The sequence below is a fragment of the Streptomyces sp. NBC_00078 genome, assembly GCF_026343335.1.
Taxonomy (GTDB): domain Bacteria; phylum Actinomycetota; class Actinomycetes; order Streptomycetales; family Streptomycetaceae; genus Streptomyces.
In genome coordinates this window covers 5604867-5624836 of sequence record NZ_JAPELX010000001.1, presented here as the reverse complement: position 1 = coordinate 5624836, position 19970 = coordinate 5604867, and the positions used below count along the sequence as shown (strand labels likewise).

Annotated in this window: 21 protein-coding genes; 5 read left to right on the top strand and 16 right to left on the bottom strand. The window is 72.2% G+C overall.

Annotated features, from left to right (window positions below):
* Nucleotides 1-42: 42 nt before the first annotated feature.
* The 4 genes from OOK07_RS26530 to OOK07_RS26515 all read right to left on the bottom strand — a co-directional run bounded on the left by OOK07_RS26530 (nt 43) and on the right by OOK07_RS26515 (nt 4435).
* Nucleotides 43-399 carry a YciI family protein gene (locus OOK07_RS26530; protein WP_266683916.1) on the bottom strand — a complete coding sequence of 119 codons (357 nt, stop codon included), beginning with the start codon at nt 397-399 and terminating at the stop codon, nt 43-45.
* Nucleotides 400-530: 131 nt separating this feature from the next.
* Nucleotides 531-1925, bottom strand: coding sequence for an FG-GAP-like repeat-containing protein (locus OOK07_RS26525; RefSeq protein ID WP_266683914.1), 1395 nt, complete (start codon nt 1923-1925; stop codon nt 531-533).
* A gap of 112 nt (nt 1926-2037) precedes the next feature.
* On the bottom strand, nt 2038-3093 hold the full coding sequence (locus OOK07_RS26520) for an LCP family protein (RefSeq protein ID WP_266683912.1): 1056 nt from the start codon (nt 3091-3093) through the stop codon (nt 2038-2040).
* A gap of 280 nt (nt 3094-3373) precedes the next feature.
* On the bottom strand, nt 3374-4435 hold the full coding sequence (locus OOK07_RS26515; RefSeq protein ID WP_266683911.1) for a LacI family DNA-binding transcriptional regulator: 1062 nt from the start codon (nt 4433-4435) through the stop codon (nt 3374-3376).
* 143 nt (nt 4436-4578) lie between these two features.
* Here OOK07_RS26515 and OOK07_RS26510 point away from each other — a divergent pair, with 143 nt between their 5' ends.
* Together OOK07_RS26510 and OOK07_RS26505 are read left to right on the top strand one after the other, a co-directional pair.
* Nucleotides 4579-6882: a beta-xylosidase/alpha-l-arabinosidase gene (locus tag OOK07_RS26510; protein ID WP_266683909.1), complete on the top strand. Its 2304-nt coding sequence runs from the start codon at nt 4579-4581 to the stop codon at nt 6880-6882.
* A 322-nt stretch (nt 6883-7204) separates the two neighbouring features.
* A complete protein-coding gene (locus OOK07_RS26505; protein ID WP_266798876.1) occupies nt 7205-7429 on the top strand; it encodes a hypothetical protein in 225 nt (74 codons plus the stop codon).
* Here the strand turns inward: OOK07_RS26505 and OOK07_RS26500 are convergent.
* Genes OOK07_RS26500 through tsaB form a run of 4 tightly spaced genes read right to left on the bottom strand, consistent with a single transcriptional unit; the run spans nt 7380 to nt 9922 of the window.
* Nucleotides 7380-7637 carry a hypothetical protein gene (locus tag OOK07_RS26500; protein WP_266683906.1) on the bottom strand — a complete coding sequence of 86 codons (258 nt, stop codon included), beginning with the start codon at nt 7635-7637 and terminating at the stop codon, nt 7380-7382. The two genes, OOK07_RS26505 and OOK07_RS26500, sit on opposite strands and share 50 nt — an antisense overlap.
* Complete coding sequence (gene tsaD / locus OOK07_RS26495) at nt 7634-8731, bottom strand: tRNA (adenosine(37)-N6)-threonylcarbamoyltransferase complex transferase subunit TsaD (protein ID WP_266683905.1); 1098 nt, start codon at nt 8729-8731, stop codon at nt 7634-7636. The genes OOK07_RS26500 and tsaD overlap by 4 nt, the downstream gene beginning before the upstream one ends.
* A complete protein-coding gene (gene rimI, locus OOK07_RS26490) occupies nt 8724-9269 on the bottom strand; it encodes a ribosomal protein S18-alanine N-acetyltransferase (protein WP_266683904.1) in 546 nt (181 codons plus the stop codon). Before rimI ends, tsaD begins: the two co-directional genes overlap by 8 nt.
* On the bottom strand, nt 9266-9922 hold the full coding sequence (gene tsaB / locus OOK07_RS26485) for a tRNA (adenosine(37)-N6)-threonylcarbamoyltransferase complex dimerization subunit type 1 TsaB (RefSeq protein WP_266683902.1): 657 nt from the start codon (nt 9920-9922) through the stop codon (nt 9266-9268). The genes rimI and tsaB overlap by 4 nt, the downstream gene beginning before the upstream one ends.
* 113 nt (nt 9923-10035) lie before the next feature.
* Here tsaB and OOK07_RS26480 point away from each other — a divergent pair, with 113 nt between their 5' ends.
* Nucleotides 10036-10590 carry a hypothetical protein gene (locus tag OOK07_RS26480; protein WP_266798872.1) on the top strand — a complete coding sequence of 185 codons (555 nt, stop codon included), beginning with the start codon at nt 10036-10038 and terminating at the stop codon, nt 10588-10590.
* Between the two features lie 38 nt (nt 10591-10628).
* Here OOK07_RS26480 and OOK07_RS26475 read toward each other — a convergent pair whose 3' ends face one another.
* The 5 genes from OOK07_RS26475 to OOK07_RS26455 form a co-directional block, all read right to left on the bottom strand.
* The gene (locus tag OOK07_RS26475; RefSeq protein ID WP_266683899.1) at nt 10629-10796 is read right to left on the bottom strand and encodes a hypothetical protein; all 168 of its coding nucleotides are present in this window, start codon (nt 10794-10796) and stop codon (nt 10629-10631) included.
* Between the two features lie 150 nt (nt 10797-10946).
* Complete coding sequence (tsaE, locus tag OOK07_RS26470) at nt 10947-11459, bottom strand: tRNA (adenosine(37)-N6)-threonylcarbamoyltransferase complex ATPase subunit type 1 TsaE (RefSeq protein ID WP_266798870.1); 513 nt, start codon at nt 11457-11459, stop codon at nt 10947-10949.
* Nucleotides 11425-12666, bottom strand: coding sequence for an alpha/beta fold hydrolase (locus OOK07_RS26465; RefSeq protein ID WP_266683896.1), 1242 nt, complete (start codon nt 12664-12666; stop codon nt 11425-11427). Before OOK07_RS26465 ends, tsaE begins: the two co-directional genes overlap by 35 nt.
* Nucleotides 12667-12840: 174 nt before the next feature.
* Entirely contained in the window at nt 12841-14010 is a 1170-nt protein-coding gene (gene alr, locus OOK07_RS26460) for an alanine racemase (protein ID WP_266798868.1), read from the bottom strand.
* A gap of 46 nt (nt 14011-14056) precedes the next feature.
* Nucleotides 14057-14956: a L,D-transpeptidase family protein gene (locus tag OOK07_RS26455; RefSeq protein ID WP_266798867.1), complete on the bottom strand. Its 900-nt coding sequence runs from the start codon at nt 14954-14956 to the stop codon at nt 14057-14059.
* 141 nt (nt 14957-15097) lie between these two features.
* On the opposite strand from OOK07_RS26455, the gene OOK07_RS26450 reads away from it, so the two are divergent.
* The gene (locus tag OOK07_RS26450) at nt 15098-15475 is read left to right on the top strand and encodes a VOC family protein (RefSeq protein WP_266798866.1); all 378 of its coding nucleotides are present in this window, start codon (nt 15098-15100) and stop codon (nt 15473-15475) included.
* 38 nt (nt 15476-15513) lie between these two features.
* Here OOK07_RS26450 and OOK07_RS26445 read toward each other — a convergent pair whose 3' ends face one another.
* Together OOK07_RS26445 and OOK07_RS26440 are read right to left on the bottom strand one after the other, a co-directional pair.
* Nucleotides 15514-16992, bottom strand: coding sequence for an NAD(P)H-hydrate dehydratase (locus tag OOK07_RS26445; RefSeq protein WP_266683890.1), 1479 nt, complete (start codon nt 16990-16992; stop codon nt 15514-15516).
* 46 nt (nt 16993-17038) lie between these two features.
* Nucleotides 17039-17410 (bottom strand): holo-ACP synthase, encoded by a 372-nt coding sequence (locus OOK07_RS26440; protein WP_266798865.1) that lies wholly within the window; start codon nt 17408-17410, stop codon nt 17039-17041.
* 164 nt (nt 17411-17574) lie between these two features.
* Between OOK07_RS26440 and OOK07_RS26435 the strand changes: the two genes are divergently transcribed.
* Nucleotides 17575-17934: a hypothetical protein gene (locus OOK07_RS26435; protein WP_266683886.1), complete on the top strand. Its 360-nt coding sequence runs from the start codon at nt 17575-17577 to the stop codon at nt 17932-17934.
* 121 nt (nt 17935-18055) lie between these two features.
* On the opposite strand, the gene glmS is transcribed toward OOK07_RS26435, so the two are convergent.
* The gene (gene glmS / locus OOK07_RS26430) at nt 18056-19903 is read right to left on the bottom strand and encodes a glutamine--fructose-6-phosphate transaminase (isomerizing) (RefSeq protein WP_266798864.1); all 1848 of its coding nucleotides are present in this window, start codon (nt 19901-19903) and stop codon (nt 18056-18058) included.
* Between the last annotated feature and the right edge of the window lie 67 nt (nt 19904-19970).

Sequence of the window (19970 nt, the reverse complement as noted above, 5' to 3'; positions counted from 1 at the left end):
CCACCATGCAACACCCCCGGGCCGCCCCGCGCCCAGGCTTGCTCAGCCCTCGGCGATCTCCCGCACCTCGCAGGTCACCGTCCAGTACTCCTCGTGGACCTTCACGAACCGCTTGGTCCACTCCAGTGCCTCGTCCATGTCCTTGCACTGGGTGATGGCGTAACCGCCGATGACTTCCTTGGACTCCGTGAACGGCCCGTCCGTGACACTGAGCTTCCCGCCCTCCCAGCGCACGCGCTTGCCCTGGTCCTGCGGGGTCAGCCCGGCGGTGTCGAGCATGACGCCCGCCTTGGTGACCTCCTCGATCAGTTCGCCCATGCGCTGCATCAGCTCGGGGCTGGGGCCCTCCGCGGGCAGGGTCGACTCGTCGATCTTCACGATGGACATGTAGCGGGGCATGGTGACTCCTCGGTCGGTCGGAGGCCGGTTTTTTTCCGGCCTCTCACAAGTGCGTCGATCGGGGAGGGACGGGATCGACAGGCGCGCCGGAATTCCCCGAAGATTTTTCCGGAGCGCCGGCCGGCCGCCGGCTAGCCGAGTTCGGACCCGAACGCCGCCCCCGCGTACGGCGCCCCGACCGCCTTCGGTCCGAACACCAGCGCCGCGTCCGTGACGATGCCCGTGGGCCGGCCGCGCAGCTCCCAGACCGCCCCGTTCCCGTCCTCCCCGACCGCCGCCGCGGCCAGGTCCGCGTAGCCGTTGCCGTTGATGTCGAGGAGTTCGACCGCCGAGCCGAAGGCGTCGTGCGCCTCGGCCGTGCCGGGGACGCCGGCCGTGTCCTGGGTGAAGGACTGGGCGCCCTTGCCCGTGAGGCCCGCCCTGCTGCCGCGCAGGATGTCGACGGCGCCCGCGTCGTCGTCGTTGCCGAGTTCCCTGCCGGGGAGGCCGACGGCGAGGTCGTCGATGCCGTCGCCGGTGATGTCGGCGGCGGAGAGGGATTCGCCGAAGCGGTCGACGGTGTCACGGGTGCCGGGTACGCCCGCGGTGTCCTCGGTGTACGTCTTCCAGGTCCCACGCGCTGCGACGCCCGACGCCGAGCCGCGGGCCACGGTCACCGCCGAGTCCTGGACGGCACCCACGGCGATGTCGTCGTAGCCGTCGCCGTCGAGGTCCCCGAAGGCGATGCCGCCGTCGGTGTCGGGGATGGCGTCGGGCGCGGCGCTGGTCAGGCCCGAGGGGGAGCCGGTGTAGAACCTCGTGCCGTAGACGCCGTCGCCCTCGTAGATGCTGAGCGCCAGGTCGTCGCGGCCGTCGCCGTTCACATCGCCGGTGGCGCCGTCGCGGACGTCGTAGTACTTCAGGTGGCCGGCGTCGAGGGAGGCCTCGCCGGCGTGCGTGCCGGAGCGGGCCAGCGGGCCGTTCCAGACGGTGGCGGTGCTGCCGTTCGGGTCGTCGCCGGCGGCTGGACGGGTGCGGAAGAGGGCCAGGTCGAGCTTGCCGTCGCCGTTGAAGTCGCCGGTCTGGGTGTTGGTCGCCGGGATCGGCGTGCCGCTGGAGAATCCGCCCCGGCCGCCCCATACGACGACAGCGTCGGCCGTGCCCGAGCGGTTGCCGATGACCAGGTCCGCGTAGCCGTCGCCGTCCAGGTCGCCTCTGGACAGCTGGGTCCCGAAGCCCTCGCCGCTTGCGCTGCTGCCCGGAATCCCGTTCGTGGCACGGCTGATGACGACCCGTCGGGTCGCGGAGAGACCGTGCGGGCCGCCGTACAGGACGGCCACGTACCCGGCCTTGGGCTGCCCGTCGACGGTGGCCGCGGGAGCGCCCACCGCGAGGTCGCCGTACCCGTCGCCGTTGAAGTCCACGCGGACCGGGGCGGGTGTCGCGGCCTCGGCCCGGCTCAGGTCCTGCAGCGGGGCCAGGCCCAGCGCCACGAGGCCCGCCACGACCGGGACCGCCAGACGACCGGACAAAGTAAGAGATAACACCGGGAGACCTCCTGGTTACGGTGACGCCTTCAAGACGCGTCACCGGGCACGGAGGTTGTATCCACGACTCGTCGCCGGGCACAGAGGTGGGTGCGGTCCCGGGAGCCGGGGCTCAGCGCAGCGACGACCAGAGCCTGCTCGCCGCGGGTTCCTTCGCCACCACCCGGTTGTGGTCCGAGGGGGCCGTCACCACCGGCATCATCACCGTCCTCACGCCGTCCGCCGAAAGGCCCTTCAGACTCCGGCCCAGCTCCACGAGTTCGCTCAGCGAGTCCAGGCCGGTGTCGGTGGTCAGGCTGCTGGTGACCGCTTCGGCCACCGTGTACAGCCGGGCGGGGTCGGTGAACAGGTTCGTCGAGGAGATCTGCTCCAGCAGGGCCTTCACCAGCTTCTGCTGCAGGCCTATGCGGCCGAGGTCGCTGCCGTCGCCAAGGCCGTGCCGGGTGCGGGCGAGGGCCAGGGCCTGTCTGCCGTCGAGCGGGCGCGTGCCCGCCTTGACGTGCAGATGGCTGTCGTGGTCGTCGATGTCCTGGTCGATCGTCACGGTGACGCCGCCCAGCGCGTTCACCAGGTTCGCGAAGCCCGAGAAGTCGATCTCGACGTAGTGGTCCATGCGCACGTGCGTGATCGACTCGACCGTCTTGACCGCGCACACCGCCCCGCCCACCGAATAGGCGCTGTTGAACATCGAGTTGTACGCCACCGCCGTCGACCCGCCGGACTTCAGCGGGCAGGACGGACGCGTGACGAGGGTGTCGCGCGGAATGCTGACGACGGTGGCCTTCGTACGGCCCGCGTCGATGTGGACCACCATCGCCGTGTCGGAACGGGCGCCGGAACTGCTGCCCCCGCCGAGCGCCTTGTTCCCCTTGCCGCTGCGCGAGTCCGAGCCCAGGACCAGGATGTTCAGGGAACCGGCCGGAAGCGGTGAGGCCTCGGCGGTGTCCTCGGCGGACGGCGTCGGCACCGGCTTCGCGGGGCGGTCGTCGCCGAGTGCGTTGTCGATGTCGACGCTCTTGATGTTGTTGTTGAGGTGCCAGTACGCCCAGCCCGCCGTACCCGCGCCCAGCACCAGCAGGCCCGCCAGGGTGAGGCCGGCGATCTTCAGCGTGGTCGAGCGCCGACCCCTTGGCCTGCCCGCGTCACCGTTCTCGTCGTGTCCTGTCACGGACAGGAACGTAAGTCCGAATTATTAGGGGCTTGTTAGTGCCGACAGCGCGAGACGGTTTTCTTCGGAAAATCTCACGTTTCCCGCCCCCTGGAGCCCTTCGACGTCGAAAAGTCGAAAACATGGCGACTCCGGTGGCAACTGCCGCCAGGAACAAGCCCGTTCTGAGTGATCTCGTTGCGGGTGCCTCCGAATGTTTCGGTCGTGCAACCGATTGGCTTCGGAGGAGTGTCGGGGCACCCGCACCACCCGTCGTCACGTCACCTTCCGGCCACCCGCGTCACGCGGACGGCGGGGCGGTACTGCTGCGTACCACCAGACTGGTCGCCAGCTCCACCCGCGTCGCCACCGGCGCCTGGTCCTCCCGCCCCAGGTCGAGGACCAGCTTGGCGGCCGCCTCGGCCATCTCCGTCAGCGGCTGCCGTACGGAGGTCAGGGGCGGCCCCACCCAGCGCGCGACCGGCAGATCGTCGAAGCCGACCACGCTCAGGTCCTCGGGGATGCGCAGGCCCAGTTCACGCGCGGCCTCGTACAGGCCGAGCGCCTGGAGGTCGTTGAGGGCGAAGACGGCGGTGGGCCGGTCGGGGCGGCGCAGCAGCTCCAGGCCCTGCCGGTAGCCGGCCTCGTGATGGAAGTCGCCGGTCGCGATCAGCGCCGGGTCGACCGGGAGGCCCGCGGTCTCCAGGGCGGCCCGGTAGCCGTCGACGCGGGCGCGGCTGCACATCATGCGGGACGGTCCCGTTATGGCGCCGATGCGGGTGTGGCCGAGTTCGACCAGGTGCCGGGTGGCGGCGAGTCCGCCCTGCCAGTTGGTCGCGCCGATCGACGGGACGTCGACACCGGGGTCGCCGGCCGGGTCCATCACCACGAACGGGATGGAGCGGCTGGTCAGCAGGGCCCGCTGGGACTCGTCGAGACCGGACAGGACGAGGATCACGCCGTGCGGACGGCGGGCGGCGACCTGGTCGGCCCAGGTGCGGCCCGGCGTCAGCCGCCCCGCGCTCTCGCTCAGGACCACGCTGAGCCCGGCGTCCCGGGCCACGTTCTCCACGCCCCGGATGACCTCCATCGCCCACGCGCTCTCCAGCTCGTGGAAGACCAGGTCGATGAGCGGCGAACGGCTGGCCTCGGCACGTCGGCGCCGGTAGCCGTAGGCGCGCAGCAAGTCCTCCACGCGGCTTCGGGTGGCAGGCGCCACATCGGCACGTCCGTTGAGGACCTTCGAAACAGTCGGCGCGGACACGCCGGCCTCGCGGGCGATCTCGGCGAGCGTCGCGGTCCGCGTCGAGCGGCCTGTCGTCGGGGGTGCCGTCCGGGTTTCCACGGGCTCCGGGGGTGTCATGACGGCGATCGTATCCCTGCACGACCTCTTGACGAACCCTTCCGACCGCCCTAGGTTCCCGGAACATTCGACGTGTATAACGAAACATTCGTGACCAGTGTTGGTGAGAGGGTCCCATCCCACTCGACAAGAGCAGGAGTTTCATGACCACCGCGCCCTGGCGTGACCCCGACCTGCCCGCCGCCGCCCGCGTCGACGACCTGCTCTCCCGGATGACCCTTCAGGAGAAGACCGCCCAGCTGTACGGCGTGTGGGTGGGCGCCGCCACCGACGGCGACGGAGTCGCTCCCCTGCAGAGCGAGATGACCGCCGACTACGACTGGGAGGAGCTGATCACCCACGGTCTGGGCCAGCTCACCCGCTCCTACGGCACATCGCCCGTGGACCCGGCGCTGGGCGCGCAGGCACTGGCCCGCGCCCAGCGCCGTATCACGGCGGCCGGCCGCTTCGGGATCCCGGCCGTCGCCCATGAGGAGTGCCTGGCCGGCTTCACGGCCTGGGGTGCCACCGCCTACCCCGTCCCGCTGGCCTGGGGCGCCACCTTCGACCCGCCCCTCGTCGAGGAGATGGCCCGCAGTATCGGCGAGGACCTGCGCTCGGCCGGCGTGCACCAGGGCCTGGCCCCGGTCCTGGACGTCGTACGGGATCCGCGCTGGGGCCGGGTCGAGGAGACCATCGGCGAGGACCCGTACCTGGTGGGCACGATCGGGACGGCCTATGTGCGCGGCCTGGAGTCCGCCGGGATCGTCGCCACGCTCAAGCACTTCGCCGGGTACGCGTCCTCGGCGGGCGCCCGCAACCTCGCCCCCGTCCGGGCCGGTGTCCGTGAGTTCGCGGACGTGACGCTCCCGCCCTTCGAGATGGCGCTGCGCGAGGGCGGCCCCCGCTCGGTCATGGCCGCCTACAACGACACGGACGGCATCCCGGCGTCGGCGGACCCGGCCCTGCTGACCGAACTCCTGCGGGAGCAGTGGGGATTCACCGGCACCGTGGTCGCCGACTACTTCGGCATCGGCTTCCTCCAGACGCTGCACCGGGTGGCGGGCTCCCCCGCCGAGGCGGCACACGCGGCGCTGTCGGCCGGCATCGACGTGGAACTGCCGACGCTCAAGTGCTACGGGAAACCGCTGCTGGAGGCGGTGGCGGCGGGAGCGGTCCCGGAGTCGCTGGTCGACCGCGCGGCCCGCCGCGTCCTGCTCCAGAAGTGTGAACTGGGCCTCCTGGACGAGGGCTGGGACCCCGAGCCGACCGGCACGATCGACCTCGACTCGGCCGCGAACCGGGCCCTGGCCCGCCGCGTTGCCGAGGAGTCGGTGGTCCTTGTGGACAACCCGGACGGGGTCCTCCCGCTCCCGCCGGACACCCGGGTCGCGGTGGTCGGCCCGCGGGCGGCGGACGCCCTGGCGATGCTCGGCTGCTACTCCTTCCCGTCCCACGTCCTGGCGCACCACCCCGACGTGCCGATGGGCGTGGAGATCCCGACCGTCCTCCAGGCGCTGCGGGCCGAGCTCCCGGACGCGAAGGTGACGTTCGCTCAGGGCTGCGACACCTCGGACCCGGATCCCTCCGGCTTCGAGGAGGCGGTGGCGCGCACCGCCGAGGCGGACGTGTGCGTGGCGGTCCTGGGCGACCGGGCGGGTCTGTTCGGACGGGGCACGTCGGGCGAGGGCTGTGATGTGACGGACCTTCGGCTTCCGGGCGTGCAGGGCGAGTTGCTCGACCGTCTGGTGGCCACGGGCGTCCCGGTGGTCCTCGTCCTGCTCACCGGCCGCCCGTACGCGCTGGGCCGCTGGCAGGGCCGGCTGGCCGCGGTGGTGCAGGCGTTCTTCCCGGGGGAGGAGGGCGGCCCGGCAGTCGCGGGAGTCCTGTCGGGCCGCGTGAACCCGTCGGGCCGGCTGCCGGTGAGCGTCCCGCAGCTGCCGGGAGGCCAGCCGTGGACGTACCTCCAGCCTCCGCTGGGCCTCGCGGGCGAGGTCAGCAACCTCGACCCGACGCCGCTGTACGCCTTCGGACACGGGCGTTCCTACACGACCTTCGCGTGGGAATCGGACGCGAGGGCGGCGGAGATCGGCACGGACGGCTCGTACGACATGGCGGTGAACGTCCGCAACACCGGTGACCGCGAGGGCGCCGAGGTCGTCCAGCTGTACCTGCACGACCCGGTGGCGTCGGTGACCCGCCCCGATGTCCGCCTGATCGGCTACCGGCGCGTGGAACTGGCCCCGGGTGAGACGGCCCGTGTGACCTTCCGCTTCCACGCCGATCTGTCGGCGTTCACCGATCGGGCTGGTCGGCGGGTGGTCGAACCGGGCATCCTGGAGCTGCGGTTGGCGGCATCCAGCTCGGACGTACGGCACACGGCACGGCTGACCCTCACGGGCCCGCTGCGGGTGCCGGGTCCGCAGCGGAGGCTGCGCTGCGAGACGGAGGTGTCAGAACCGGCGTGACCCTCCGCGCCGCGACACGGGGAGGCTGGGACGGACAGGTACGTCCACCGTGAACTGCGTTGCGTCGGCAGCGCGTTGGTCGCGGTGGCGGTCTGCGTGCCGGTGACGACGGGCGTCCGCGGGGCGCCGCTGACGGCCGGCGGCCTTGGCACGTTCGTCACCTGCGGGCTCGCCTTCACGGTGGTGTCCACCCTGCTCCACGCGAGCCGCGTCAGGTGGTTCGGCGAGGTACGGGGCTTCGAGGAGGCGGCCTTGCTGGACCAGGCCCCCCCTCGCCGTCCCGCTGCGCACCCACCCGCTCAACGCGTGGCTCCTCGCGGTGATGCTGGTCCCCACGCTGGCCCTCGCCATCGCCTGGGAACCCTGGGTCGCCCTGCTCCCCCTGTGGGCCGCCCTTCCCTGGCTGGGCCAGGCCTGGCTGGCGGCCGGCTGGGAGCGCAGGAACGGCAAGGTGCTGTGGCGGGGGCACGACCAGGATGCGCCGTGGAAGCTGTCGGTCAGCCCTCGGCCACTGCCTCGAACCGCCACCGGTGCACCGCCCGGGTGATCAACTCGACGCCGGGCTCGGGCAGTTCGGGCAACTCGGCGGCGGACTCAGCGTCCCACCAGGTGATGACCAGCACCCGGTCCTGCGGACCGCGGAAGGTCTCCCGGCGCAGGGGCCGAGCCGACAGCTCCTGCGCCCGCGCCCAGGCGAGCAGTTCCTCGCCCCGGCCCTCGACCGCCCGCGCCTCCCACATCAGCGCGACCGTCACGAGTAGAGGTTCTCCCTGCTGACCTCGTGCACATGGTCGTGGCCGTGCGTGTGCCCGGGGACATGCGGCTCGGTCACCGGCAGCGACGAGTCCGCCGACAGGTCCCAGCTCGACGCGGCCCGGTTGCGGGCCACCATCTCCGCACCGAGCGCCGCCACCATCGCGCCGTTGTCCGTGCACAACTTCGGCCGCGGCACCCTGAGCCGGATACCGGCCGCCTCGCACCGCTCCTGCGCCAGTGCCCGCAGCCGCGAGTTGGCGGCCACCCCGCCACCGATCATCAGGTGGTCGACGCCCTCGTCCTTGCAGGCCCGTACGGCCTTCCGGGTCAGCACGTCGACGACCGCCTCCTGGAAGGAGGCCGACACGTCACGCACCGGCACCTCCTCCCCGGCCGCCCGCTTCGCCTCGATCCAGCGGGCGACAGCCGTCTTCAGGCCGGAGAAGGAGAAGTCGTACGCCGCGTCGCGCGGGCCGGTCAGACCGCGCGGGAAGGCGATCGCCCGGGGGTCGCCCTCGCGCGCGTACCGGTCGATGACCGGGCCGCCGGGGAAGCCGAGGTTGAGCACGCGCGCGATCTTGTCGAAGGCCTCGCCGGCCGCGTCGTCGATGGTCGCGCCGAGCGGCCGTACGTCCGAGGTGATGTCGGTGGAGAGCAGCAGGGAGCTGTGTCCGCCGGACACCAGCAGGGCCATGGTGGGCTCGGGCAGCGCCCCGTGCTCCAGCTGGTCCACGCAGATGTGGGAGGCGAGGTGGTTGACGCCGTACAACGGCTTGCCCAGCGCGTACGCGTACGCCTTCGCCGCCGACACGCCGACCAGCAGGGCGCCGGCCAGGCCGGGACCTGCGGTGACCGCGATGCCGTCCAGGTCGCGCGCGCTCACCCCCGCCTCCTTCAGCGCACGGTCGATCGTCGGCACCATCGCTTCGAGGTGTGCCCGGGAGGCGACCTCGGGCACGACACCGCCGAAGCGGGCGTGCTCGTCGACGCTGGAGGCGATGGCGTCGGCCAGCAGGGTGGTGCCGCGGACGATGCCTACGCCGGTCTCGTCGCAGGAGGTCTCGATTCCCAGGACAAGGGGTCCGTCAGCCATGGATCTCGGTTTCTTGTTCGGAGGTGGGACCCGCGGCGGAGCCGCTGCCGGGTCCTGTGGTCAGTCGCATCACCAGGGCGTCCACGTTGCCCGGCTGGTAGTAGCCGCGCCGGAAACCGATGGCCTCGAAGCCGAAACGCTCGTAGAGCTTCTGGGCCCGGATGTTGTCGACCCGGCACTCCAGCATCACGTGGCCGCACTCGAAGGAGGTGGCGGCCCGCAGCAGTTCCGTCAGCAGCCGCCCGCCCAGGCCCGTGCCCCAGTGGTCGCGGGCGACGGCGATGGTCTGGATGTCGGCGAGGTCTCCTGAAGCGGCCAGTCCCGCGTACCCGACCAGCCGCGGTTCACAGCCCTCGGTATCGTCCTCGGCGACCACGTAGCGGCGCGTCGCCTCGGGCCCGCGGGCATGGGCCAGCTCGGACCAGAACATGCCCCGGGACCAGGTGTCCTCGGGGAAGAGGTTCTTCTCCAGTTCGAGCACGGGATCGATGTCCCACCAGCGCATCTCGCGCAGTCGAGAGATCACGGATTCGGTCACTTGGGGGTGACCACCTTGTAGTTCTTGGGGACCTGGGCGTCCGGGCGGCGCAGGTACAGCGGCCGGGGCGCGGGGAGTTGCTCGCCCTTGCCCAGCCTCTCGGCGGCCAGCGCCGCGAGCGCCGCGGCCGACACATGCTCCGGCTCGTGCACGTTCGGGAAGGTGTCCGGGTACAGGAGCGCGCCCGCGCCGACGGCGGGCAGTCCGGCCACCTGGTCGGCGATGTCCGCGGGCCGGTCCACGGCGGGCTCGGTCGTACGCGTCCGCGCGTCGGCGTACCGCGCCCAGTAGACCTCCTTGCGGCGGGCGTCGGTCGCCACCACGAAGGGGCCCTTCCTGATGTCGGACGCGTACGCCAGGCCGTCGAGCGTGCACACGCCGTGCACGGGGACACCGAGCGCGAGCCCGAAGGTGTCCGCGGTCATCAGTCCGACGCGCAGCCCGGTGTAGGGCCCGGGTCCGATGCCCACGACGATGCCGGTGACGGCGTCGAGCCCGAGGCCGGCCTCGGCGAGCACCCGGTCGACGGCCGGCAGCAGCAGCTCGCCGTGCCGGCGGGCGTCCACCTGGCTCGACGAGGCGATGACGTCCGTGCCGTCGTGCAGGGCGACGGTCACGGCGGGGGTTGCGGTATCCAGAGCGAGCAAGAGCACGCAAACAGCGTACGGCTCCTGCGCCGCGAGCATGGCCGCCCCGGTCAGGCAGGTGCGGGCTGCTACGGTCGCCGCAAGTACGAGGTACGACGCGATGGGTCAGGTGAGCGACGGTGCCAGGCAGCAGCTCCGGATTCGTGTTCGGGCTCACCGCGGCCGCCCTGGCGGCGATCGGCTTCCTCGGTTACCAGGCCTCCGCGACCGTACCGGCCGGCCTCGGCACGCCGCACGCGAGTGCCACACCGGCGGCGGTCGTCTCGAAGGCACCCCACGGCAGTGCGGACCCCGGTGTTCCGCCCACCGGGTCCGGCGTGGGGGAACGGGTCGTCTACTCGGTGGGCTCCGACCGTGTCTGGCTGGTCGGCTCGCGCAACGAGGTCACGCGCAGCTTCAGGGTCACCCCGGGCGACGTCGACCCGGCCCCCGGCGTCTACCGGGTCACCTCCCGCTCGAACTCCGTCGTCGGCACCGACGGCACCCCGATCGAGCACGTCGTGCGCTTCGCCACCGTGGACGGGGTGACCGTCGGCTTCAGCGCGGCGGTCGACAACGCACCGGAGCAGGCCGACCCGAACGTGCGCAGCGGCGGCATCCGCGAGTCCCGCGAGAACGGCGACGCGATGTGGGAGTTCGCGACGATCGGCGCACAGATCGCCGTCATCCCCTAGCCGGGCAGCTTCTCTTTGGCCGGGCAGCTTCTCTTTGGCTAGGCAGCTTCTCTGTGCCGGGACGGCGGCGCGGACGCCTCGGGGTCCGGCAGCCGCGGCGGCGTCGAGATCGCGTTCGCCGCGGCGCACGACGCCAGCAGATCACGCATGGACACTCCGGCGACGACGGCGTACAGCTGCTGCTCGTTGCTCTCGGTGGCCGGCATGGACGCCTCCTGAGGACCCGGGGGCGGGCGTGGTTAGGTAGACCTAACCACGAACTGGATACCATGTGACCACGCACAAGACACCGAAGGCAACATCTTGCCGACGTCTTGTCGGAACGTTCACGCGATGGTGCGTGCCCCGGGCCGTTCTCAGGCGGTCAGCACGCTCAGGTCCACCGTCGCCCAGCGGTCCCCGAGCCCGTTCACCCTCACGTGCCGGACCTCGTCCGTGGTGTCTCCGACGGCCCGGTGGATGACGACGTGCAGGCGGTCGTCGGTCAGCTCCTCGACCTTGCCCTCGCCCCACTCCACGACGATCACCGAGTCGGGCAGCGAGACGTCGAGGTCGAGGTCCTCCATCTCGTCGAGCCCGCCGCCCAGGCGATACGCGTCGACGTGCACCAGCGGCGGACCGTCGCCCAGCGAAGGATGCACCCGGGCGATCACGAACGTCGGTGACGTGACCGCGCCCCGGACGCCGAGACCCTCGCCGAGCCCGCGGGTGAGCGTCGTCTTGCCCGCACCGAGTTCGCCGTTGAGCATCACGAGGTCACCGGCGCGCAGCAGTTTGGCAAGGCGGCGGCCCAGGTCCCGCATCTGCTCGGGGGAGGTGACGGTCAGCTCGGTCTCAACCGGGTTGTGCGGTGCTGCTGGTGCTTCCATAGCCACCCACGGTAGCGCCTGCCGGCACGGCACCCGCACGGGTGAGAAGGTCGGCCAGCCGGTCGGTGACCACTTCCGGGTGTTCGAGCATCACCAGGTGCCCGGCGTCCGGCACCAGCACCAGTTCGGCGTCCGGCAGCAGGTCGGCGATGGCCTCGCTGTGCTCGCTGGGCGTGACGAGGTCGCCGATTCCGGCCAGCACGAGCAGCGGCAGGCCGGCGAACCGGGCGAGCGCCGTGGTCTTGTCGTGTTCCGTGAACGCCGGGTAGAACTCGGCGACCACGTCGATCGGCGTGCCCTCGATCATCCGCTCGGCGAACCGCACGATCGCCGGATCGACGTCCCGCGACGCGAACGAGTACCGCTTGATGATCCCGGCGAACAGGTCGGCGGTGGCCCGCCGCCCCTTCTCCACCAGCGCCGCCTGCTGCCCCAGCGCCTTCAGCACTCCGGGCAGGACCCGGCGCACCGCGTTGACGCCGGCGACGGGCAGGCCGAAGTTGACCTCGCCGAGCCGCCCGGCCGACGTACCGACGAGGGCGACCGCGACCACCCGGTCACGGACCAGCTCGGGGTAGTGGTCGGCCAGCGCCATCACGGTCATGCCGCCCATGGAGTGCCCGACGAGCACGATCGGCCCCTGCGGAGCGGCCGCGTCGATGACGGCCTTCAGATCGCGCCCCAGCTGGTCGATGCTGACCGGCACACCGTCCTGCACCTGCTGCACGCCCCGCCCGGACCGCCCGTGGCTGCGCTGGTCCCAGTGCACGGTCCGCACCACGCCGCGCAGGGCCGCGCGCTGGAAGTGCCAGGAGTCCTGGCTCAGGCAGTAGCCGTGGCTGAAGACGACGGTGACGGGCGCGGGCGCCTTGCGCCCGAACAGCCGTCGCCGGCGCGGGCTGAGCGGGGGCACGGCCTCGGGATCGACGTCGTCAACCTCGTAGTAGAGCTCGGTGCCGTCGTCGGCCGTCGCCCTGCCGGGGGTGCCGCGCAGCGAGCCGTAGGGTCCCGTGGAGTCGAGGGCCAGCCGGGCCTTCTTGCGCATGCCGCGGCCGACGGTGAGCCGCTCCAGGGCGACGCCGGCCGCCGCACCCGCGGCGACCACGCCTATCGCGGCGCCCGCGATGCCGGTGGCCCTGCGCCAGTTTCCGGCCGCCTCCGTGGCGGTGGCGACGACCAGGGCGGCCTCCGCACTGCTCTCGCTCACGTACCGCTCCTCTTCGCCGGATTGCTGCTGGTTTCACTGGGTCGGGTGATGCAGGTGATACAGATGATGTAGATGATGCTCGATCGATACCGGGCTTGATCGACTGGCGGGTGTTTCCGGTCTTACGGGTGCTGCACTTCTGTCGGGCCGTCGGACTGTCGCGCCCTAGTGCGGTTACCCGCTTTGTTCCTCATTCACGTAGACGCGGGGAACGCGCTTTCCGATCCGCGTGACGATCTCGTATCCGATGGTTCCCGCGGCCTGCGCCCAGTCCTCGGCGGTGGGCTCGCCGCGGTCGCCGGGCCCGAAGAGCACCGCTTCGGTGCCGGGCGCGGGCTCGTCCCCCCCGAGGTCGACGACGAACTGGTCCATCGCGACCCGTCCCGCGACGGTCCGCCACTTGCCTCCGACCAGCACCGGACCGGTGCCGGAGGCGTGCCGCGGAATGCCGTCGGCGTATCCGACGGGCACGAGTCCAAGCGTCGTCTCGCCGGGGGTGAGGTAGTGATGCCCGTAACTGACGCCGTGTCCCCCGGGGACGTGCTTCACGAGCGCGAGGGACGCCGACAGCGTCATCACCGGCCGCAGTCCGAAGTCGGCCGGGCTGCCGATCTCGGGGCTGGGCGAGAGGCCGTAGACAGCAATCCCGGTCCGTACGAGGTCGAAGTGGGCCTCGGGAAGGGTGAGGGTGGCGGGCGAGTTGGCGATGTGCCGCACCTCGGGCCGCAGGCCCCGGTCCTCGGCGTGGGCGAGCATCTCCCGGAAGCGGGTGAGCTGGAGGCCGATGGAGGCGTGCCCCGGTTCGTCGGCGCAGGCGAAGTGCGACCAGAGACCGGTGACGCGGATGAGCCCCTCGGCCTCGGCCCCCAGGGCGGCCGCGACCAGCTCGGCCCAGTCCTCCCCCGGCTGACAGCCGTTGCGCCCCAGTCCCGTGTCGGCCTTGAGCTGTACGCGGGCGGGCACGCCCGCCTCCCGGGCCGCCGCCGTGACCTCCTCCAGCGCCCACATCCCGCTCACCGAAACATCGATGTCGGCCTCGATGGCCTCCCGCCAGGGGCCGCCCGGCGTCCACAGCCAGCACAGGACGCGTCCGGACAGGCCGGCGGCCCGCAGCGCGAGCGCCTCCTCGGGCGTGGCGGTCCCCAGCCAGGCGGCGCCCGCCTCCACGGCCGCACGGGCACACGGCACGGCTCCATGGCCGTACGCGTCGGACTTGACGACGGCCATGAGGGCAGCGCCCGGCGCGAGGGCGCGCAGGGTCCGCACATTGGCGCGCAGGGCGGCCAGGTCGATCTCGGCGCGGGCACGCAGAGGTGCGGTCGGGGCAGCTGCTGTCTCAGTCATGGCGCACCCAGTGTCGCAGAGGGGTCCGACAGTCCCCGCGAACGGTCTAGGCCCCGGGCCTGCGCCCCCACACGTACACCCGGTCGTTCTTCTTCAGGACGCCCCACAGCTTCCGGGCGTCGCCCAGTCGCAGATTGACGCAGCCCCATGAGCCGACGGTGGTGTAGATGCTGCCGTAGACGGCGTGAAAGGCCTGTCCGCCGTCGAAGAACTGGGCATAGGGCATGGGCGAGTTGTAGAGGGTCGACCAGTGGTTCTTGTGCTTCCAGTAGACCGTGTGCCACCCGGTCCGGGTGCGGTGCCCGGCGCGTCCGCTGCGCATCGGGACGGGACCGAACACGACCTTCCCGGCGTTCTGCACCCAGGTCACCTGCCGGTCGAGGTCGACACAGGCGACGCGGTACGTCCGCACCGGGCACTTCTTCCCGGCGTTGGGGTTCTTCCGGGCGGAGATGAGCTGCATGGTGGCCCAGGTGACGGGTCCGGCGAACCCGGTCGTCGGCTTGACCCGGTGCTTCACCTGAAAGTTCCTGATGGCCCGGCAGTCGGCCGCCGACTGCCTGCCGTCCGCCTTCAGCTTCAGCCACCGCTCGACCGCCCGCTGGTATGGCCCGGTCCGCTTGCTGCACGCCACCTTCCCGGCGGCGTCCTCCAGCGGCACGTACTCGACGAGGTCGTACGTCCCCTCCGCCGCGTCCCGGGGCTCGACGGCGTCCTCCTCGGCGGTGGGCGTGTAGGTCTTCGGTGCCAGCACCTGGTCGGGCGTGTCGATCTGCCAGGGCTGGTACGGCCCCGGCGCGACACCGGGCACGAGCTCGGCCTCGGGCCCGGGAGCGGGAGCGGGAGCGGGCGGCGCGGGGGCGGCCGAGGCGGCGCCCACGGGGAGGGCGGTGGCCACGGCGAGCAGCACGGCGACGCCCCGGTGCGCGATATGTCTGCTGATCATGCAATCAGAGAAGCGCGCGGGGCCGACGGGGCGGGGCTGGCGCGCGGCGAGGTCACCCTTATTGCGGAGCGGTGGTCGCGGTCGGGCAGCGGTCGACCCCTCCCGTCTCCGGTCCTACGCTGGTGACAGGAGGTGGAGGACATGTTGGCCGACACACCGCTCACCGCCGTGATCCCGGCCGGTGACCTCGAAAGGGCCAAGCGTTTCTACGGCGACACGCTCGGCCTCAAGCTCGTCGACGACCGGGAGGGAGTCGTGGTCTTCGATTCCGGCGGTACCCGGTTCTCCCTCTACCCGACACCCAGCGGCGGCCGGGCCGCCCACACCCTGGCCGCCTGGACGGTCGGCGACCTCGACGCGGAGATGGCCGAACTGCGCGCCCGCGGCGTCACCTTCGAGGAGTACGACCAGCCCGGCCTGAAGACCGTGGACGGTGTGCTGGAGGCCTCGGGCATGCGCGGCGCCTGGTTCAAGGACAGCGAGGGGAACATTCTCAGCGTGGTGCAGGACCTGCGGTAGCTGCAGCACATCCGGAGGGCGACGCGCGGGTCCCGTGGTCAGTCCCGCGCATCCCGCCAGGCCGCGGGAATCGCCTCCGCCACGTCGTGCGCCCCCGCCGGTGCCCCGTCGGCCGCGTACCGCCCGGCCAGGCCGTGCAGATACGCCGCCACGCTGCCCGCGTCCAGAGCGGAGAGCCCCGACGCCAGCAGTGACCCGGCGAGTCCCGACAGCACGTCCCCGCTCCCGGCGGTGGCCAGCCACGGCGTTCCCGTCGCGTTGACCCGTACGGCACCGCCGCGCGCGTCGGCGACCAGCGTGGTCGACCCCTTCAGCAGCACGGTCGCCCCGTAGCGCGAGGCGAGTTCACGCACCCACCTCAGGCGCGCCCCCTCGACCGTCTCCCGGGAGACCCCCAGCAGCGCCGCGGCCTCACCGGCGTGCGGGGTCATCAGCGTCGGCGCCGTACGGGTGCGCACGGCGCCGGAGTCGGCGAGCCGCAGCCCGTCGGCGTCGACCAGCACGGGCACGTCGGACGACAGCACCTCCCCCACGGCGGACGCGTCGTCCCCGGCCCCGGGTCCCACGACCCAGGCCTGCACACGTCCGGCGTGCTTCGGCCCCCGGTCCGACACGAGCGTCTCGGGGAACCGGGAGAGCACGGCGTCCCCGGCGGGCCCGACGTACCGCACGGCCCCCGCCCCGCCCCTGAGCGCCCCGGACACGGCGAGCACCGCGGCGCCCGGGTACCGGGACGATCCGGCGGCGATCCCCACGACCCCCCGCCGGTACTTGTCGCTCTCCCCGCCCGGCATCGGCAGCAGCCGCGCCACATCGGCATGCTGCAGGGCCTCCAGCACCGGCTCCGCGGGCAGTTCACCCCCGAGCCCGATGTCCACGAGCCGCACGGAACCGGCGTACTCGCGCGCCGGGTCGATCAGCAGCCCCGGCTTGTGCGTGCCGAAGGTGACGGTGAGGTCGGCCCGGACGGCGGCGCCGTGCACCTCGCCCGTGTCGGCGTCGACCCCGCTCGGCAGGTCGACGGCGACGACGGCGGCTGGCGACTCGGCGACGCATGCCGCCAACTGCGCGGCTGAGGGCCTGAGTCCGCCCCTGCCGCCGATCCCCACGATGCCGTCGACGACGAGATCGGCCCGCAGGACCGCCTCCTCGACGGCGTCGACACCGGCAGAGGCAGCGGCACCCGCGGCCGGCCCCCCGGCCGCACCGACGACCCGGCCTCCGGCCCGCAGCAGCGCCGCGAGCCCTGCGGCGTGGGCCCGTTCGGGCGTCAGCAGCACGGCGGCGACCCCGGCCCCGCGCCGGGCCAGCCGGGCACCGGCGTACAGGGCGTCACCGCCGTTGTCCCCGCTGCCGACGAGCAGCACGACCCGGCTGCCGTACACCCGCCCGAGCAGGTCGGCGCAGGCGGCGGCCAGCCCGGCGGCGGCGCGCTGCATCAGCGCCCCGTCGGGAAGCCGCGCCATCAGCGCATCCTCGGCCGTCCTTACCGTCTCCACGCTGTACGCAGTACGCATGGGGTCGAGTCTCTCCCGGAAGCACGCGCGCCCGCACGCGGACCGGTCAGCCCTCAGCGACCACCACGGCCGAGGCCACGCCGGCGTCATGGCTGAGCGACACGTGCCAGGACCGCACGCCCAGCTCCGCCGCGCGCGCCGCCACCGTCCCCCTGACCCGCAGCCGCGGCCGCCCGCTGTCCTCGACGAACACCTCGGCGTCCGTCCACAGCAGACCGGGCGGCGCACCGAGCGCCTTGGCCAGTGCCTCCTTGGCGGCGAACCGTGCGGCGAGCGAGGCGACCCCTCGGCGATCCCCGCTGGGCAGCAGCAACTCGCTCTCCACAAAGAGGCGTTGGGCCAGACCGGGCGTCCGCTTCAGCGACGCCTCGAACCGGTCGATCTCCGCCACGTCGATCCCGACGCCGATGATGCTCATGGCGAGCACCCTACGAGGAGAGCAGGCCACGGCCCCGCCGGACGGGGCCAACCAGCCCTCGCCGCCCCCAAGATCATGACGAGCACCCGCCCCCCGTAGTCTTCGTCCTGACTGGCGATCCGTGAGTCCGCGGACGCCTTTGCACGCAACGGGAGGACACAGCCTTGAAGTTCAGGTCCCTGGGCACGGCGCTCGCCACCGCCGCCCTCATCGGTACGGCCCTCACGGGCACCGTCGCCACCGCCGGCACGGCCGCCGCGGCGACGACTCCGGACTGCAGCAGCGCGCTGACCAACGTCAAGCCCAAGGAAACCGTCAATCTCCGCTCCTCGCCCAAGACGAGCGCCACGGCCCTCGGCACCTGGGGCAAGGGCAAGACGGGCGGGATCTGCACCAGCGACGGCAAGCCCGTCACGGGCGGCTCCTACACGGCGTGCGGCAAGACGAGCAACAAGTGGTACTACGGCGGTCCCGACAGCTCCAGCGTGGAGGGCTGGGTCCCGGCGACCTGCCTGCCCATCTGACCTCAGGACGAATGACCGCGTGACGCGTGGCCGCATGGCCGTATGACCGCGTGACCAAGGGGCGGACGGCACCCGGCCGTTCGCCCCTTTTCCTACGCTCCGCTCACGCCGCTCACGCCGCTCACTCCACCGTCACCGACTTCGCCAGGTTCCGGGGCTGGTCCACCTCGTTGCCGCGAGCCGTCGCCAGCTCGCACGCGAACACCTGGAGCGGCACCGTGGCGACGAGCGGCTGCAGCAGGGTGGGCGTGGCCGGAATCCGGACCAGATGATCGGCGTACGGCACGACCGCCTCGTCGCCCTCCTCCGCGATCACGATCGTCCGCGCCCCCCGTGCCCGGATCTCCTGAATGTTGGAGACGATCTTGTCGTGCAGCACGGACCGCCCCCGCGGGGACGGCACGACCACCACCACCGGCAGATCGGGCTCGATCAACGCGATCGGCCCGTGCTTCAGCTCCCCCGCCGCGAACCCCTCGGCGTGCATGTACGCCAGCTCCTTGAGCTTCAGCGCACCCTCCAGCGCGACCGGGTACCCGACGTGCCGCCCCAGGAACAGCACCGTGTTCTTGCCGGCGAGGGAACGCGCCAGCGCCCGTACCGGCTCCATCGTGTCCAGTACCCGCTCCACCGCACCGGAGATCCGCGACAGATCCCGGATGACGGCCCCGATCTCGTCGCCCCACGTGGTGCCCCGCACCTGCCCCAGATACAGCGCCACCAGATAGCAGGCGACCAACTGCGTGAGGAACGCCTTGGTCGAGGCGACGGCCACCTCCGGCCCGGCATGCGTGTAGAGCACCGCGTCCGACTCCCGCGGGATCGTCGAGCCGTTGGTGTTGCAGATCGCCAGGACGTGGGAGCCCTGCTCACGTGCGTGCCGGACGGCCATCAGCGTGTCCATGGTCTCGCCGGACTGCGAGATCGCGATCACCAGCGATTTCGGTCCCAGGATCGGATCCCGGTAGCGGAACTCGCTCGCCAGCTCCACCTCGCACGGGATCCGCGTCCAGTGCTCGATGGCGTACTTGGCGATCATCCCGGCGTGGAAGGCCGTACCGCACGCGACAACGACGACCTTGTCGACCTCCCGCAGCACCCCCGGCGGGATCCGCACCTCGTCCAGCCTCAGCGAACCGGCCGCGTCGATGCGCCCCAGCAGCGTGTCGGCGACCGCCTTGGGCTGCTCGGCGATCTCCTTGAGCATGAAGTAGTCGTAGCCGCCCTTCTCCGCGGCCGACGCGTCCCAGTCGATGTGGAACGACCGGACGTCCGCGGGCCGCCCGTCGAAGCCGGTCACCGTCACGCCGTCCCGCCGCAGCTCGACGACCTGGTCCTGGCCCAGCTCCAGGGCCGAGCGGGTGTGGGCGATGAACGCGGCGACGTCCGAGGCGAGAAAGGCCTCACCCTCCCCGACGCCCACCACCAGCGGGGAGTTCCGCCGCGCCCCCACCACCACGTCCGGCTGGTCCGCGTGCACCGCGACCAGCGTGAACGCCCCCTCCAGCCGCCGGCACACCAGCCGCATCGCCTCCGCGAGATCGGCGGTCACGGAGTACTCCTCGGCGAGCAGATGCGCGACAGCCTCGGTGTCGGTCTCGGAGGTGAGTTCGTGCCCGCGCTCCGCCAGTTCGGCCCGCAGAGCGGCGAAGTTCTCGATGATCCCGTTGTGCACGACGGCGACCCGCCCCGCGTTGTCGAGATGCGGGTGGGCGTTGGCGTCCGTCGGCCCCCCGTGCGTGGCCCACCGCGTGTGCCCGATCCCCGTGCTCCCCGTCGGCAGAGGCCGCTCCACCAGCCCCTTCTCCAGGTTGACGAGCTTCCCGGCCCGCTTCGCGGCGGCGAGCCCGCCGTCCGCGAGCACCGCGACGCCCGCCGAGTCGTAGCCCCGGTACTCCAGCCGCTTCAGCCCGGCCATGACGACCTCGAGCGCAGACTGCGGCCCCACGTATCCCACGATTCCGCACATGCGCCGCAGCCTACGGTCCGATGCCCGCCGAAAAGAGCCTCTCCCTGCCCGAAATCGGAAATTCCCA